This is a genomic window from Bacillus sp. USDA818B3_A, assembly GCF_009928415.1.
Classification (GTDB): domain Bacteria; phylum Bacillota; class Bacilli; order Bacillales; family Cytobacillaceae; genus Neobacillus.
This window is the reverse complement of record NZ_JAABNN010000001.1, coordinates 303025-319644: the sequence shown is the minus strand read 5'-3', so window position 1 is coordinate 319644 and position 16620 is coordinate 303025. Positions and strand designations below refer to the sequence as shown.

General features: G+C 41.4%; 12 protein-coding genes and 2 riboswitches. Of the genes, 6 read left to right on the top strand and 6 right to left on the bottom strand.

The genetic code is table 11. The features are described from left to right. Nucleotides 1-284: 284 nt before the first annotated feature. The 6 genes from atzF to GXK58_RS01525 form a co-directional block, all read right to left on the bottom strand. Entirely contained in the window at nt 285-2024 is a 1740-nt protein-coding gene (atzF, locus tag GXK58_RS01550) for an allophanate hydrolase (RefSeq protein ID WP_160719220.1), read from the bottom strand. Beyond that, nucleotides 1984-5643: an urea carboxylase gene (gene uca, locus GXK58_RS01545; RefSeq protein ID WP_160719218.1), complete on the bottom strand. Its 3660-nt coding sequence runs from the start codon at nt 5641-5643 to the stop codon at nt 1984-1986. Before uca ends, atzF begins: the two co-directional genes overlap by 41 nt. A gap of 21 nt (nt 5644-5664) precedes the next feature. After that, entirely contained in the window at nt 5665-6315 is a 651-nt protein-coding gene (locus GXK58_RS01540) for an urea amidolyase associated protein UAAP2 (protein WP_160719217.1), read from the bottom strand. Continuing rightward, complete coding sequence (locus tag GXK58_RS01535; RefSeq protein ID WP_160719216.1) at nt 6315-7052, bottom strand: urea amidolyase associated protein UAAP1; 738 nt, start codon at nt 7050-7052, stop codon at nt 6315-6317. Before GXK58_RS01535 ends, GXK58_RS01540 begins: the two co-directional genes overlap by 1 nt. A gap of 54 nt (nt 7053-7106) precedes the next feature. Further along, nucleotides 7107-7212, bottom strand: a riboswitch (guanidine-I (ykkC/yxkD leader). A gap of 83 nt (nt 7213-7295) precedes the next feature. Continuing rightward, on the bottom strand, nt 7296-8657 hold the full coding sequence (locus tag GXK58_RS01530) for an APC family permease (RefSeq protein WP_160719214.1): 1362 nt from the start codon (nt 8655-8657) through the stop codon (nt 7296-7298). A 69-nt stretch (nt 8658-8726) separates the two neighbouring features. Then, nucleotides 8727-8828, bottom strand: a riboswitch (guanidine-I (ykkC/yxkD leader). Nucleotides 8829-9037: 209 nt separating this feature from the next. After that, nucleotides 9038-10333: a M14 family zinc carboxypeptidase gene (locus GXK58_RS01525; protein WP_160719213.1), complete on the bottom strand. Its 1296-nt coding sequence runs from the start codon at nt 10331-10333 to the stop codon at nt 9038-9040. Nucleotides 10334-10508: 175 nt separating this feature from the next. Here GXK58_RS01525 and GXK58_RS01520 point away from each other — a divergent pair, with 175 nt between their 5' ends. The 6 genes from GXK58_RS01520 to GXK58_RS01495 all read left to right on the top strand — a co-directional run bounded on the left by GXK58_RS01520 (nt 10509) and on the right by GXK58_RS01495 (nt 16560). Then, nucleotides 10509-10772: a hypothetical protein gene (locus GXK58_RS01520; RefSeq protein ID WP_160719212.1), complete on the top strand. Its 264-nt coding sequence runs from the start codon at nt 10509-10511 to the stop codon at nt 10770-10772. 267 nt (nt 10773-11039) lie between these two features. Then, nucleotides 11040-12080, top strand: coding sequence for a Bug family tripartite tricarboxylate transporter substrate binding protein (locus GXK58_RS01515; protein ID WP_160719210.1), 1041 nt, complete (start codon nt 11040-11042; stop codon nt 12078-12080). Between the two features lie 54 nt (nt 12081-12134). Next, on the top strand, nt 12135-12587 hold the full coding sequence (locus GXK58_RS01510; protein ID WP_160719208.1) for a tripartite tricarboxylate transporter TctB family protein: 453 nt from the start codon (nt 12135-12137) through the stop codon (nt 12585-12587). A gap of 67 nt (nt 12588-12654) precedes the next feature. Continuing rightward, entirely contained in the window at nt 12655-14181 is a 1527-nt protein-coding gene (locus GXK58_RS01505; RefSeq protein ID WP_160719206.1) for a tripartite tricarboxylate transporter permease, read from the top strand. A gap of 71 nt (nt 14182-14252) precedes the next feature. After that, a complete protein-coding gene (locus GXK58_RS01500) occupies nt 14253-15878 on the top strand; it encodes an ATP-binding protein (protein WP_160719204.1) in 1626 nt (541 codons plus the stop codon). Beyond that, nucleotides 15841-16560 carry a response regulator gene (locus tag GXK58_RS01495; protein ID WP_160719202.1) on the top strand — a complete coding sequence of 240 codons (720 nt, stop codon included), beginning with the start codon at nt 15841-15843 and terminating at the stop codon, nt 16558-16560. Before GXK58_RS01500 ends, GXK58_RS01495 begins: the two co-directional genes overlap by 38 nt. The last annotated feature ends 60 nt before the right edge of the window (nt 16561-16620 follow it).

Here is a 16620-nt window from a genome sequence, read left to right as displayed (position 1 = left end):
CTTGCCAGGGGGCTTTAAGATTAGATTAAGCTGGAAGTTGGAAAGAACAAATTGGGTAGCCAATGGGTTATTGACGACCGAGGTTAAAAGAATAGAACCAGTTGGGTAGACAATAAGGGGTCTAGACGACCGAAGTTAAAAGAAAAGAATAAGTTGGGTAGACAATAAGGGGTCTAGAGACCGGGATAAGCAGAACAAAAAAGGTTGAGTAGACAATAATATTTAGCTATCAAAGATATCAAATAAATAGTCCATGTAGCATCTTGTCTACATGGACTTATTCATTATAGATAGCGCCACCCACCAGTATATGAAATATCTTCACTATTTTCCGCAGCAATTGCCTCACACACAAAGCCAAGTACTTCCTTACCGTCATCAAGTTCAACCTTGCCAAGCCCTAGAGGGGAAGGGATGAGTGTTGCAAAAGATCCCAGCTCTGACAAAGGCATTTCCCACAACTCCAGTTCAATTGAAGCGCCCGAACCATTTGTTCGGATTAAACCAGGTTTTGGAGGAGTAGAGGATAACTTAATCATTTTGTAATTAGCAGCTGTTTTCGCTTCCCGAACAAACTCAGCGCCATGATCTCTCATTTGTTTTTCCAAAGCAAAACCTCTCATGTGAAGGCCGCACACTGCAACTAGCGTAGTTGTTTTATTAACGGAGGAATTTCCCCCGTTTAAAAATAAATCTGACAGACCAGTTATCAAGTGTTCATTCACATTACTAGAAAACAACGTAATCCCAAAAGGAAGATTTTCAGCGGCATCATCACCAGGTACCGCAACCGCACACAGGTCCAAAAGATTGCAATGGTTCGTATAAAGCCCCATTAGACTGTTTGTATCAATAGGATTTTCCCGTACTTGTTCCCGGGTCCAGGTACCGCCAGATGTTGGCATGATTAAGACTGCATTCTTTAGTTGATAATGCGCTTTTTGTTTAAATGCTTGTAGTTTGTGAAGGGCATTAAAAACAGAGGCGGCATCGTAATCCGGGTTTGCCCCATTGCGAAGTACCTTTTCTGTCACAGGAAATACCGCCTTTTGGTTTGCGCTGACAAAGGAGCCTAAATCCGCCCAGCGCTCTGCCACCCATGGTCCATCGTATAGAATAGCAGCGGCCTCAGATAAATAATGTCCATCAATGTATTCAATTGGAATGGAAAGCTGTTTGATGCGTTCAACAGCTGCCTCCCATGCTTGTTGGTATTCGTCCGCAAATGGTCCGAAAAAGGCAGGTGTTTCTTTTAATAAAAGAATCTTTTCCGGAAGGGAGTTTGAGCGGCGTTTTACCTCACGAGACCAAGGGTCATTTTCCTCAAACCCCCGAACCACTTCATCCACCAATAATGTATCCGCGAGGCTGTTTGCAAAGACTGTCACGCAATCAAGACTTGCGCAAGCGGGAACAACACCCTTCACTGGCCAAGCACCCAGGCTTGGCTTATAGCCTACAAGTCTATTTAAAGCTGCTGGAACGCGTCCCGATCCGGCTGTATCTGTCCCCAATGAAAAAGCGGCAAGACCCCGGGCAACGGAAACTGCAGAACCAGAACTTGAGCCGCCGCTGATTAAATCAGGGGAGAGGGCGTTTTTCGTTTCTCCAAAAGGGCTGCGTGTACCGACAAGTCCAGTCGCAAATTGGTCGAGATTGGTTTTGCCGATTGGAATGGCTCCCGCTTCAATCAAACGTTTCACTGCTGCCGCATGTTCAGTGGGAGTGTAGGAATATTCGGCACACCCAGCAGTGGTAGGAACATCCGCCAAATCAATATTATCTTTTATCGCAAAAGGGATGCCCCAGAGCGGTGTTTGCTCTGGGTCCATGTTTTTCAATCCTTCAAGATAGGGTGCAATGATCTCCATAGAAGGAGGGGTGATCCAAATATTAAACTCTTTATCTGTTTTTGCACGTTTAATAATTTCCTTACAAAGAGCTTCCGGTGTAAGTTTTTTAGATTGATAGTTCCTCTTCAGCTCATGAATGGACAGCGTTTGTGGCATGTTGATCGTTTGCATGTGCTGCACCTCGCTTTTCTTTGGTAATAGAGACAATCAACTGACCGGCATGGACTTCATCTCCAGGTGAGACATGGACAGAATGAACAAATCCATCACATGGTGCCAGCTGTGGAAACTCCATTTTCATACTTTCTTCAATGATCAATGTATCGCCTTTTTTGACTTCATCTCCTGGAGATACCAGTACCTTCCAAATGCTGCCTGGCAGTGCGGTGCGAACACCTTCAGTACCTTCCGGCAGGACTTCTTCAACTGTTTCAGCTGTTTCATGTTCTGAAATAAACTCGGCAAGGCCGTTCTTGCGCCAATTTTCACGTTCCTCACGGAATGCGGCTTGCTGTGTTTCTCTGAATTGTTCTGTACTCTCCGTAATTGAATCGAGGAAGGTTAAATAATCACCAAGCTTAAATGTTGTTTCGGTAATATCGACTTCAAAACGGCCTCGTAAAAAGTCCTCACGCATATCGAGTAATTCTTCCGCACTGACCGGATAAAATTGAATTTGGTCAAAGAAGCGAAGCAGCCATGGTGTATCTGCCTGGAAGCTTTTTGTTTCACGCAGACGGTTCCAAACCTGGACTGTACGGCCAACAAATTGGTATCCGCCAGGGCCTTCCATGCCATAAACACACATATAGGCTCCGCCAATTCCGACGGCATTTTCTGGTGTCCATGTACGGGCAGGATTGTATTTGGTTGTGACTAAGCGATGACGTGGATCAACTGGTGTTGCTACTGGTGCACCGAGATAAACATCCCCAAGGCCTAGAACGAGGTAGTTAGCTTCAAATACAATCCGTTTCACTTCGTCGATGTCCTTTAGGCCATTCACGCGGCGGATAAACTCTAGATTACTAGGGCACCAAGGTGCATCAGGCCGTACATTTTGCTGGTAACGATCGATGGCCAGTCTTGTTGCTGGATCATCCCATGAAAGCGGCAGACGAACAATACGTGAAGGAACTTCCATTTCTTCTAATCGCGGAAGGTTTTCATTTATCGTTTCAATCACTTGACATACGGATAAAATGGACATTTTGGTTGAATCAAAATGAACTTGCAGGGAACGAATGCCTGGTGTTAAATCAAGAACTGGAATTTCTTTTTCTTCTTTGATTGTCTGCATTAGTGCGTGAACCTGGAAACGAAGGAGCAAATCTAGCTCCAAATCTCCAAATTCAATAAGTACGTTTGCATCACCCGCTGCACGAATCGTCATTGGGAAATTTCCTGTTACTGTACTTCTAAGGACTGGATAGTTTGGCGAAAACTGTTTAACATCTGTTGGCAAGGAGGGTAGGGCAGGGACTAACTTTTCATCATTTCCAACCATTTCAAGGAACGTCTCCTGCTGTTTCCGCAATTGATCGGCTTCTTCTAGTGTAAGCAGACGGAATTGAATTCGGTCACCGGCATGCAGCTGACCGATTTTCCAGAATTCAGCAGACGCCGTAGTAACAGGGCACACAAACCCGCCTAAGCTTGGGCCATCAGGTCCGAGTAATATCGGCATATCACCGGTTAAATCCAGTGTTCCAATCGCATACGCGTTATCATGGATATTGGATGGATGCAGACCTGCTTCACCGCCATCTTCACGTGCCCAAAGCGGGGCAGGGCCAATTAGGCGCACACCTGTACGTGAACTGTTAAAATGTACCTCCCAACTAGTACTTATTAATTGATCTAAATAATCGGGTAACAGAAATTCTTCGGTACAATGCGGACCAGGGATCACACCGATTGTCCAGTTCCGTTCAATGGCAGGCTGCATTGAAGCATGAAGCTCGCATTGATTTGCAGCTGAATTTTTATTTACACGTAATACATCACCAGTACGCAATGCCCGACCGCCATGACCGCCAAAGCCGCCAAGTGTGAAGGTTGAAGCACTTCCAAGATGAAGCGGCATATCAAGTCCGCCTGCTACTAGTAAATAGGTTCTCATTCCTGAGGCTGCTTCACCAAAGGAGAGGACTTGGCCGCGCTGGACATTGATAACCTTATATAATGGAATATCGATATCATCAAGCTTGGCATTCATATCCGCGCCGGTTAAAACAATGTCCATCTCATTGCGGAACCGATAAGAGCCTCCTCGGAGAGTTAATTCAAGGCCCGGTGCCTGCTCTTCATTTCCAAGCAATTTATTTCCTATTCTAAATGAGAAAGGATCCATTGGTCCGCAAGGCGGTACACCTACATCCCAGTGTCCTGCCCGTCCAGGCCAATCTTGGACAGTTGATTGAATACCGCCATCAAGAACTTCAATGGCAGATTCATCCGGGAAAAATTCCTTTAGCATCTGGGTATGGACATTGCCTGTTCGGCAATTTTCCTCTTCTAAAAGAGATTGTATATATTGAAGATTAGTAGTTACCCCATAAAGACGTGTTTGTTCTAGGGCTAAACTTAATTGATTAAGTGCTTCTTCCCGAGTCTCTGCATGGACAATGATTTTCGCAAGCATTGGGTCATAAAGAGGGGTGACCACCAAACCATCCCTAACCCATGTTTCAATACGGGCATTTTCGGAAAAGAGAACCTTATCAAGCTGCCCGCCGCTTGGCCGGAAATCATTTAAGCAATCTTCCGCATAGATCCGAGCTTGGATACTATGACCTTTAGGTGCTGTATAAAGTGAATCCAATGAAGTTAATTCACCTGCTGCTTCACGGACCATCCACTCGACTAAATCAATATTTAATACTTCTTCAGTTACACCATGCTCCACTTGAAGACGTGTATTCACTTCGAGAAAGTAGAAGCGTTCTTCATCTGGATCATATAAAAATTCAACCGTACCCGCACTGCGGTATCCAACTTCCTGGGCTAAGCGTTTCGCCGAAGCGAGCATTTCTTCTCTTACGTAAGCGGGGAAGCAAGGAGCCGGACTCTCTTCAACGACTTTTTGATTGCGGCGTTGGATGGAGCAATCACGTTCACCTAGTGCTGCTACTTCGCCATATTCATTTCCAAAAATCTGAACCTCAACGTGACGAGCTTTTTGGATGTATTTCTCTAAAAAGACTCCACCGTTATTAAAATTGGCTTCTGCAAGTCTCGAAACGGATTCAAACGCATCTCGAAGGGATTGTTCATCCATACAAACGCGCATTCCAATCCCGCCGCCTCCTGCGGTACTTTTTAACATCACCGGATATCCAATCTGCTCTCCCTCTAATAAGGCAATACTTAATTCAGTAATAAGGGATGTCCCCGGGAGAAGGGGAACATTGGCTTTCACCGCAATTTCACGTGCGGAATGTTTTAAACCAAAAATTTCCATCTGTTCTGGTGTAGGACCAATAAAAGTAATCCCTTTTTCGCGGCAGGCACGGGCGAAATCAGCATTTTCACTTAAAAAACCATATCCTGGATGAATGGCATCTACATTATTGTCTAAAGCGGTCTTTAAGATTAGTTCCATATTTAAGTAACTGTCTTTAGCAGCGCCTTCTCCAATTAACATTGCTTGGTCAGCGAGGTCAACATGTAATGAGTCTTGATCGGCTTTCGTATAGACGGCGACAGACTGAATGCCCATTTTTCTTAGTGTTCTTTCAATTCGAACGGCGATCGCACCGCGGTTAGCTATTAATATTTTTTTAAACATGGATGAGCACTCCTTTTGTTGTTATTTATCCCAAATCAATACTTGGATCGGTGTAGGGTTATATGCGTTACAAGGGTTATTTAGCTGCGGGCAATTGCTAATTAGGACCAGCGTTCTTGAGATTGCCTGCATTTCTACATAATACCCTGGTGCGGATACACCATCTTCAAACGTTAATCCTCCGTCTGGTGTAACTGGGACATTCATGAAGAAATTGACATTTGGAGCTAAATCCCTCTTTGTAAAGCTGCTGTCGTGTTTTGCTAACTGGAGCATAAAGGTATCGCGGCAATTATGCATTGGCAGGGTATCATGTGAATATCGAACGGTGTTGCTCTGTGCAGAACAGGCACCACCTAATGTATCGTGACGTCCGCATGTATCGGCGACAATTTTTACAAGTTCTTTTCCGGATTCGGATAATAGAACGGAGCCTGTTGATAAATAAACATTGCCTTGACGCTGAATCGTGTTAATGGCACTGTAATGATCGGATGGCTGGTCAGCATCGTAAAACAGAGTATCTGCGGCCTGATTTCCTTCTAAGTCTACAATTCTAAGGACTTGACCTGGTTCAAGTGTGTATATCCAACCATCTCCAGCTGGAATGGTTTTGTTATAACTGCTCTTTTCCATTTTTCTTTCACTGATTGCATGATTTAAAACAGCCATTAGCGAATTCCTCCTTTAGTAAGTAGAGCGTATTCCCAGGTATTTTCAAATGCCCTCCTGTTTTCTGGACGATGGTTGAAACAGATATCATCCTCGTGCATGGGATCAGCTTCAGTTATAGTGATCTGAACAGGTACCGACGGGTACGAACGATCGGGGTTCAGCGGATTGGGTGTATTGGATAGGACCAAAATAGCATCCATTTCTATTCTCAAGCTTACCGTGTCACCTTTTTTACAGTGGTCTGAGACATAATGCAGATCTCCTTCATGATCACAATAGACTTTAGAGAATAAATTAACGACAGGGGATAGGTCTCTTGAGGTTAAGCCATTACGAAATAGCTCGACTGCAAAATTTTCTTCGCCGCTTCGGTAATAATCATTACGTTGTTTTTGATAAGTAGTGATCCCATATTTTTGATTGGTCAATACCCTAGTCGTATAGCCCGTGATGGTATCGTGCCAGCCAAGTGAGTCTTCAATAATACTTGCGAGAACCCGACCGTTATCGCTCATGAGGACATTACCCATGGTTAGATGGGCAGTGTGTTGAGCTTTAAGGGTATCCGGCATATTGTAGCGTTCAGCAGGATCATTGGCGTTGTATAAAAGCAGGGAAATATTCGCACCGTCCTCTAGTGCAGTAAAGGTTATTTGCTTTCCACGATTGATTTGGCCTGACCATTTTCCGCCTGCTGGAATCATTTTTGAAATAACGGGTGATAAAGTGTTCATCTATTTTTCCTCCTTCGAATAAATAAAAAAGGATAAAAGCCAGGGGGAGAGTAATTCTCCCAGGCTTTTATCCTTCCGTGTATACAGTGTTAACTGTACGCTTTCTCTCGGACCAGACTTTAAAGATTGCACTTTAAACGGAACCCTAGACAGCTTTTTTGTTTCCAACCAATGTGGAAACCTTTATTTAAGATGGTTTTAGTATACCTTGTGAATGTGGAGCTAAACTACATTCATGTTAGATTATCTTACATAGTTTTTATCCTGCTTTATCTCTGGGATGGCAAACCTCTTGTTTCGTGCTCCTTCCCACTTTGTTTTAACGATTAAGTATGCAAAACCGACGGCAACCCAGATCATTCCGATCGTGAGCGTGGTTTTATCAAGCAAGGTTAGGAGCCAGCCGATAAAAGCAGCACCGATAAGAGGGAATATTAGATAGATAAACGTTTCTTTCGGTGAACGTCTTTTCTGCTTAATATAGTAATGGAAAATGACAGAAAGATTAACAAAGGTAAAAGCCGTTAGTGCGCCAAAACTTACAAATAAGACAGCTGAATCAAGGTTAATAAACACGGCTGAAAGGGAAATGACCGAAACGAACATAATGTTGGCAACGGGTGTTTTATATTTTGGATGAATCGTTGTGAATAATTTTTTTGGCAATACCGATTCACGTCCTAGTGCGTAAAGGAAGCGGCTTACACTTGTCACAGATGAGACGCCTTGTGTAAAGGTTGCAACGATTAATACCATGATAAAAGTGGAGCTTAATAGGTTGCCGCCAACCAGCTGTACAAGACTATAGGCCGCATTATCCGGATTTGAAAAAGTAAAATGCGGATAAGCAATTTGTGATAAATACGAAATGGCAACATACATGACTACTGCAATGCTCACAATGAGGTAAATTGCTTTAGGTATTGTTTTCTTCGCTTTAATGGTTTCTTCGGCCATTGTGGTAACAGCGTCAAAACCTAGGAAACAGAAGCAGATAAGTGCAGCACCCGATAAAACACCGCCGACAGAGAGTTGGTCATTAAAGAATGGTGCCGAAGTGAAAAGGGAGTTTGAATCCGTTTGGCCTGTAAGGATGTCCTTTGCCACTAAGATACAAAAGAGAATGATGAAGGCAATCTGGAATAAAACAGACAATCCACTTACACGTGCGGCCGATTTAATTCCGATAATATTAACGACCGCTAGGATGATATTCATTAAGATGATCCAAACAAAAACTGGAATCGATGGGAATTCAGTGTTCATGAATATCCCAAATGTGAGGATTGCGATAATAGGTGAGAATATATAGTCCAATAAAAGAGCCCAGCCAACAAGGTAGCCAGCAATCGGATGAACTGCTTTTTTGGTATAAATATAAGCTGAACCAGAAATAGGGAATGCCTTAACCATTTGACTATAGCTATAAGCAGTAAAGAAGATAGCAATAAATGCAGTGACGTATGCAGCTGCGAGCATACCCCCAGCAGCTTGGGAGGCAACTCCATAAACAGTAAAATAAATCATGGGTGTCATCCAAGCAAGCCCCATAAATACAACTTGGTGAAGTTTTAATGTTTTGGCAAGTGTAGGTGTAGCATTCATTTCTCATCCATCCTTTTCCTTGTTTTGTCGTGGAAAAGAAAAAAGCCCGGGAGAATTTTAAAAGTAAAATTCTCCCGGGCTTTTTTCCCTCCGTGTATACAGTGAACTGTACGCTCTCTCTCGGACCAGACTTTAAAGAAGTGTTTAAACGGAACCCTAGAAAGCAATTTTCGTTCCCCGATTTTAATAATGAGAAACCTTTATTTGGTTGATAGTTGAAGTATAAAGGAGAAAAATATGGATTTCATTGAATGTGTTAGGTTTCCTAACATAAAAAATAAAATTCGTTATTTATGTTAATTAACATAGCCGGAGGCTATAGATAACCTTAAAAAAAGGACAAGGGATGAGCATTTAGCTCATCCCTTGCATCATTGTTATTATTTATTACCACCTGGATTTACTGGTAAAGTGTATTCTGGAATAGCATCATATACGGCCGGATCTGCGTCCTCTATTGAACCGTCTGCTAGACTATTAAGAACAGCCATTACCGGTACTTTTGCTGTTTCTTTTAACATTCCATTTTGCTTTTGGCCAAGCGTCTGGGTCTGTCCTTTGATTTCTATCAGCATTGTGGCCGTACCATTTAACTGGATGGCGCCTAACCCTGAACCAGGATAATTTACCTGCGGGTATTTTTGAATAGCACCGTAAGAGGAGTTTCCTCTTTGCAGGGATTCATAGGCAACTGCATTGATTTTTTTACTTAATGTTTCGACATCTGTATCCACTTGATAGCTCTTCCCACTAAAAGGATCTACGTATGGTTTAGTAGTAAACAGAGCTAAAAGCTGAATAGAGACAGAACGTTTGTCCTCTTCGGATAACTGGTTAAATCCGCGATGATGCAGGTCGATGGCTACATCTGGATCAAATTCTTTTACTAATTGGGTTAAGGCATTTGTTTCAGGTGAAAAAACGAATGATGCTTGTGAACCATTGTTTGAATCGCTGCTATTTAATAGATTCACCACTTTTTGTGGGTCCTTCTTAATTTCATCGTTTATATTAAAGTCATAATTCGGGTTGAAATCTCGGTTAAGGTCAAATCCAGGAATGCCATATACCACTGTTCCAGCATTATTTTGTGCGCGCTCACTGCCCAATGTATTGTAATACCATGGAGCTCTCGTTCCTTCTGGCAATCCTAATTCCACGGGATTCCAGGTTTGGTGCGAGTATCTGACAGGGAATGGGCTGCCTTCATATTGGTTGGCTGTTCCATCCGGATTTACACGAGGGACAAACCAAACATTTACCTTGTCCAGAATATTATCAGCTTCCTTGCCTCCAGCTAATAGTTTTTGGATTATTTCGATGGCCGCTTCTGTACCAAGCGGTTCGTTACCATGTATCTGCGTATAGACAAGCACACGTTTTTTACTTGGATCATTATCACCAAGTTTAGCTGCATAAAGGGGATTGCCATCATTGGATGTTCCAAATTGTTCAAGTTTCATTTTCCCTTTTGACGATTGTTCTAACTGTTTTAACTTGGCTTCTAATTGTTCATTTGACATAAAGCTTTCAAAGGAAAGGTACTGTTGGTCCTGAACCCAAGGCCCATTAGGTGTAGTGGTTGGTTCTGCAAAAACTGCCGAAGAACCGAATCCAAGCGAAGTCGCGAGAATGCCGGTTGATAGTATGTATCCGATTACTTTTTTCTTTTTCATCACATTGTCCCCCTAGGTGTTATTTCAAAAAAATCCTAACATATTTCGTTTATCTAATAAACTATTAATTTTAAATATTTAGAAAGTTAGTCTTATATTACTAATCATATAGTATGGTAATCAATCTACCTGTATCTAATTGACTAGTAAAAATAATGTAGAATTTTCAAATAAAATGGCGTTCGAAAATAGGTTAGTGTATTCAGACATTTGGGAACAACATAAGTACGAAGCGTTATATTATCCCAACCGGATTGATCATATGATGAAAAATATTCTTAAGGGGGAGTATGAATTGAAAATTAATACACCTGAATGGCTTTCACTTAGTAAGGATATTAAAATGAAGCTTATCCGTTTAGCGATCTTAGAAAATCCAATTAAATATCCTAGTAAGACAGTGATGTTAGCATATACTAAGTTTAATCAAAACTTATAATAGCAGAAAAACCACTAGCAATAGGCTAGTGGTTTTTTGTATTTTATTAAACTTTTTCTAATACATGCTGGATACCCCACTGTCTGTCTTCGTTATAAATTCCTTATCTTTTACTCTTATTCTTCTTTTAATCCTTTTTGAAAACGTATCTCGTGAACAAAATGAACAAAATGGTGATTAAGTTTTTAAAGGTACTTAAGTTTACAATATTTAAAACATTCGTTAATTTTGTAAAATTAAGAAAACGTTTACAAGGGGGAAGGTAAAATGTTTTCTTTTAAAAAAATTTCAAGTCTGATGTGTGCAGGTGCTTTAGTCTTAAGCTTGGGCGCTTGCAGCAGCAGTAATAAAGAAACAGCAGGATCGAATTCTGGCAAAAAAGAGGAAAGCACTGGCTATCCCACAAAAGCGATTACAGTGGTAGCTCCGTCCGGTGCTGGGGGAGGATGGGACTTAACTGCCCGATCATTCACAAAGATTTTAAGTGAAACCAAACTCGTAAAACAGCCATTGACGGTTGAGAATAAACCAGGCGGCGGGGGAGCCGTCTTTATGGCGGAATATGCAACTCAGCAAGTGGAAAATAATGAAATGCTCTTTGTGAATTCACCGCCAATAATTATCAACAATCTCAAAAAAGAAGGAAACAGTCCATATGGCTACAAAAATACAACACCACTCGCACAGCTGACTAAAGATTATGGGGCCATTGTGGTGAAAACCGATTCTAAATTTAAAGATTTAAAATCTGTGTTAGATGAAGTAAAGAAGAATCCTAGTAAATTAACATTTGCAGGAGGATCAGCACCTGGTTCCATGGACCACTTGATCTCTATCCTGCCTGCTTATAAATACGGAGTCGACCCAGCCAAAATTAAATATGTTTCCTATGATGGCGGCGGGGAAGCGATCACCGCACTTCTTGGAGGTAACGCTGATGTGATTGGTACTGACGCTTCCAGCGTGAAGGAATTCTTAAAGGCTGGAAAAGTTCGAGTGCTGGCAACCACTGCTTCCGAACGATTAGGCGGCGATTTTAAGGATGTTCCCACAGCAAAAGAACAAGGCGTTGATGCAGAGTTTACCATTTGGCGCGGAGTATTTGGTCCAGAAAAAATGTCAAATGAAGCTAAAATCTATTGGGAAAAAACCATTGATGAACTAGTCCAGTCTCCTGAATGGAAAAAAGAAGTAGAGACACAGGGCTGGGAATTAGAATACAAGAACAGCTCCGACTTCAAAAAATTCTTAGGAGAACAAGATCAACAAATCCAGCAATTATTAACTGCTTTAGGAATGCAGAAGTAAGCAGGAAGGGAGGAGTTAATTTTCTCCTCCCTATTTAATTAGGAGGTAATTCAAGTGGATATCAAATTTGATCGGTTCGCATCAATCTTGTTTTTAACTGTTGGGCTTCTTTTCATTATTGGAAGCCAGCATATCTCCAGTTCTTCTTATGGGAGTGTGGTAGGTCCTGATATTTTTCCTTGTATTCTCGGGATTCTGCTTGTTTTATTAAGCATTCGATTGTTCTATGAAACATTTATAAGCCAGAGCCATAAATGCAAGAAAGAGGAATTGCAGTACAAGCCATTCATAATTATCTTTATCGCTACTTTAGCTTATATCTTAGCTTTAGAATCTGTCGGATATGTAATTACAACCTTTCTTTTTTTAGTAGTTTGTTTTCAAACCATGGAGCGAAAAAAGCTGATTTCATCGATTATTATATCAGCCGCTTTTTCAGGAATTGTTTATTTTGTCTTTGTAGAGGTCTTAAAGGGCACACTACCAGGCTGGCCTATTTGGTTCTAAATTTTCAAACGTTTTGTTAGGTTAAAGGCAATAAAGTTAAAAAAAATGATAGAAAGGGGTCCAAATAATGAGTACACTCGATTATTTATTGCAAGGATTTGCAACCGCACTTGTTTGGTATAATATTCTCTTCGCTTTTGTGGGTGTGTTAATTGGAACCGCTGTAGGTGTACTTCCAGGTATTGGCCCTATGAGCGGGGTTGCGCTGCTCATTCCCGTTACAGCATCCATCACTGGGAACCTGCCGCCGGAACAGGCAGCCACTAGTGCGATCATCCTTTTAGCTGGGGTCTACTACGGGGCTATGTATGGCGGGTCAACCACTTCGATTCTATTAAATACACCTGGCGAATCCTCCTCGGTGGTCACGACACTAGATGGCTATCAAATGGCCAAAAAAGGAAGGGCAGGCAGTGCATTATCGATTGCTGCAATCGGTTCTTTTGTGGCAGGGATTGTTACTTTAGTTGCTTTGATTGGGCTGGCCAAACCGTTGTCAAACGTTGCGCTAAAATTTGGTCCTGCCGAATACTTTTCATTAATGCTGTTGGGATTAGGTGCTGTCAGCGGACTTGCAGGAAAATCTGTAACAAAGGCATTAATAATGACCGTATGCGGCTTATTGGTAGGAACCATAGGAATTGATTCAGTTTCTGGTATTGCGCGGTTTACCTTTGATACGCCATGGCTCTACCAAGGAATTGAATTTTTAACAATAGCAGTCGGTTTGTTTGCACTTGGTGAGGTATTCAAGACGATTTTGGAAAAAGAAGAAGAAGAAGGCGAGATTGCTAGAATAAATAACTTGCTGCCATCCAAAGAAGAGTTTAAGGAGTCAGCAGGACCGATTGCCCGCGGTTCCATTTTGGGATTCTTCGTTGGTATTTTACCAGGTGCAGGGGCAACACTGGCTTCTTTCTTTTCGTATTTATTAGAGAAAAGAATCTCTAAACATCCTTCCAAATTTGGAACGGGAACCATTGCCGGGGTAGCCGCACCGGAATCGGCAAATAATGCTGCCTCTGGTGGTGCGATGATTCCACTTTTAACATTGGGGATCCCTGGTTCTGGAACAACAGCCATTTTGATGGGAGCATTGATGATGTATAACGTCCAGCCGGGCCCTCTATTATTTGAAGACCACCCGCAAGTAGCCTGGGGACTGATTGCAAGTATGTTTATCGGAAACATCATGCTGTTAATACTGAACCTGCCGCTTGTAAAAGTATTTGCAAAAATCATCCAAACTCCGAAAAAATATTTGATCCCGCTGATTATTGCTGTTTCGATATTTGGTGTTTATGCAGTACAGGTGTCAACCAATGATCTTTTGCTTTTATTGGCATGTGGGGTTTTGGGATATTTCCTCAGTAAGAACGATTATCCGATCGCTCCGTTAGTTCTTGGTCTTGTATTAGGACCGATGGTAGAAAATAATTTGCGAAGGGCCTTAACCATTTCAAATGGTGATTACGGCGTCTTCTTTACCCGTCCAATATCATTACTCTTTCTCTTAATTACAGCCCTATGGCTGGTCATTCCGTTTATGATGAAAAGAAGAGGGAAGGATGTAATTATTAATGTGGAAGGTTGAATTTTTAAAATAGTTCCAAAACTCCTTTTAATAAGGAGTTTTTTTAATATAATGGAAATAGAGGTGTTTGCGTGCGTTTACATACAAAGCTGATGCTTGGAATCTCTATATTAATTATTGTTATGGGGTCCATCATTGAATTTACATTTAAACATATTATGGAAACCAATCTTAAGCACGAGATTGGCACAAAAGCATTGTCCGTTGCTCAAACCATTGCGAATATGCCGGATATTCAAGCTGCTTTTCTTACGGATCATCCCTCTACGATCATCCAGCCAATAGTTGAAAAAATAAGAAAGCAGGTTGGTGCCGAATTTATTGTAGTGGGTAATCGGGACGAAATCCGTTACTCTCATCCCAATCCAAACAGGATAGGCCAAAAAATGGTTGGAGGTGATAATGGCCGTGTCTTTATAGGCGAATCAGTCATTACAGAATCGACGGGAACACTAGGTCCTTCACTAAGAGGGAAAGCACCCATCATTAGTGGATCAAAAGTGATTGGGGTTGTTTCCGTCGGTTACCTTCAAACAGAAATTCACAAAGAAGTTTCCCAATTACAGCAAAAAATCTTTGCAGCAACCTTAATCATCTTGGCAGGCAGCCTAATTGCCGCTTTATTGATCTCATTTAATATCAAAAGGGTTCTTTTGGGATTGGAACCAAGTGAAATTGCCTGGATGTACCAGGAAAAGCATGCGATACTCGAGTCCATTCATGAGGGAATTATTGCTATTGATACTGATGGGAGAATTACGGTAGTAAATGAAACAGCACATGCTATTTTAGGTGTACCGAATGATATTCTATTAAGAGGGAAAAGGATAGAAAACGTTCTTGAAAATACAAAACTTTATGATGTAGTTAGGTCCGGCCGGGCAGAATACGATCAGGAAATTCTGATTAACGGGGATGTTTATTTGGCCAACCGGATACCTATCATTGATAAAAGGCAGGAGGTAATTGGGGCGGTAGCAAGCTTTCGGAATAAGTCAGAGCTTACTAATCTATTAAAGGAACTATCTCATATTAAAGCGTATGCCGAAGGGCTGCGTGCACAAACCCATGAGTATTCGAATAGGCTCTATACACTGCTTGGACTCATTCAACTTGGTTCATATAAAGAAGCGATAGATTTTATTGCAAAGGAAGTAGATGTAGCCCAAGGTTTCATCCAATTTTTAATGAAAGAAATACCTGATCCAATAATTGCAGGCTTCATTTTAGGGAAAGTAAGCCTTGCGAGCGAATTGAAAATTGATCTTACTATAGATCGTGGCAGTAGCTTTAAGGATGTTCCAGTTGAAATTAGCAGAGACATGTTAGTGACGATTATAGGTAATTTGGTCAATAATGCCTTTGAGGCTGTTAGGGAAAGCGGAAACGAAGAAAAAACGGTATCGCTTTTCTTAACCGATCTAGGTAAAGATTTGATAATTGAAGTGGAGGATAATGGGATCGGGATGGATGCCAAGATTCAAAATCAAATACTCAAACCTGGATTTTCAACCAAAAAGACAAACAGTAATTCAGGTATTGGTCTTAGTTTGGCAGAAAAAGCAATCAATGACCTAGACGGTTATCTGACATTTTCATCAACTAAAGGAGAAGGTACGATTTTCACGGTAGCAATACCAAAGAGCAGGAGGATGTTAAATGAAGGGGAACCAAGATATCGAAGTATTAATAGTTGAAGATGATTTAAGAATTGCAGAGATACAGAAACGATTTCTTGACCTCATTGATGGCTTTCAGCCCGTTGGCATTGCCGCAAGCTATGTAGAGGCAAAAACATTAATTGAAGTTTTACAGCCAGATTTAATTCTCCTGGATGTTTATTTTCCCGACATGAACGGATTAGAGTTATTAAAAGAGACGAAGTTTCAAACCAAACATGTCGATTGTATAATGATTACCGCTGCCAAAGAGATTGATATGGTCCAATCGGCGATCCGATTAGGTGTATTTGATTACATTATAAAACCTGTTTTTTTTGAACGTTTTAAACAGACATTACAAAGATATCAGGAGTACTATACTAAACTGCTTAAACTAAGTAAGGAAAATTCCCCTGTTTCACAGCAGGAGGTAGACAAACTGTTATGGAAAGAGATTGATAGCATCACAGATGAAAGGGCTTACCTTCCTAAGGGGATAGACCCCTTAACTCTTGAAAAAGTAATTGAAGTCCTCGGGAAAGTGAAAACCGGCCTTACAGCAGAAAGTGTAGCTAAAGAGGTGGGGGTGAGTCGAACGACCGCTAGAAGGTACCTTGAACATCTAGTGTCAATTGGAAAAATTGAGGCTGATTTGTCCTATGGAACAGTAGGAAGGCCCGAACGCATTTATCTCCTCTTAGCAAAAATGATTGAATAAGCATATCTAGGCGTAAAGCGTGGTAGACATAAATATCTAAAAAAATAAGGAAAGCTAGAG

Coding starts and splice junctions, on each gene's coding strand:
- GXK58_RS01505 (WP_160719206.1), top strand. CDS start 12,655: ATGAGTACACTCGATTATTTATTGCAAGGATTTGCAACCGCACTTGTT.
- GXK58_RS01540 (WP_160719217.1), bottom strand. CDS start 6,315: ATGGCTGTTTTAAATCATGCAATCAGTGAAAGAAAAATGGAAAAGAGC.
- GXK58_RS01520 (WP_160719212.1), top strand. CDS start 10,509: ATGGCGTTCGAAAATAGGTTAGTGTATTCAGACATTTGGGAACAACAT.
- GXK58_RS01495 (WP_160719202.1), top strand. CDS start 15,841: ATGAAGGGGAACCAAGATATCGAAGTATTAATAGTTGAAGATGATTTA.
- GXK58_RS01535 (WP_160719216.1), bottom strand. CDS start 7,052: ATGAACACTTTATCACCCGTTATTTCAAAAATGATTCCAGCAGGCGGA.
- GXK58_RS01530 (WP_160719214.1), bottom strand. CDS start 8,657: ATGAATGCTACACCTACACTTGCCAAAACATTAAAACTTCACCAAGTT.
- GXK58_RS01515 (WP_160719210.1), top strand. CDS start 11,040: ATGTTTTCTTTTAAAAAAATTTCAAGTCTGATGTGTGCAGGTGCTTTA.
- atzF (WP_160719220.1), bottom strand. CDS start 2,024: ATGCAAACGATCAACATGCCACAAACGCTGTCCATTCATGAGCTGAAG.
- GXK58_RS01525 (WP_160719213.1), bottom strand. CDS start 10,333: ATGAAAAAGAAAAAAGTAATCGGATACATACTATCAACCGGCATTCTC.
- uca (WP_160719218.1), bottom strand. CDS start 5,643: ATGTTTAAAAAAATATTAATAGCTAACCGCGGTGCGATCGCCGTTCGA.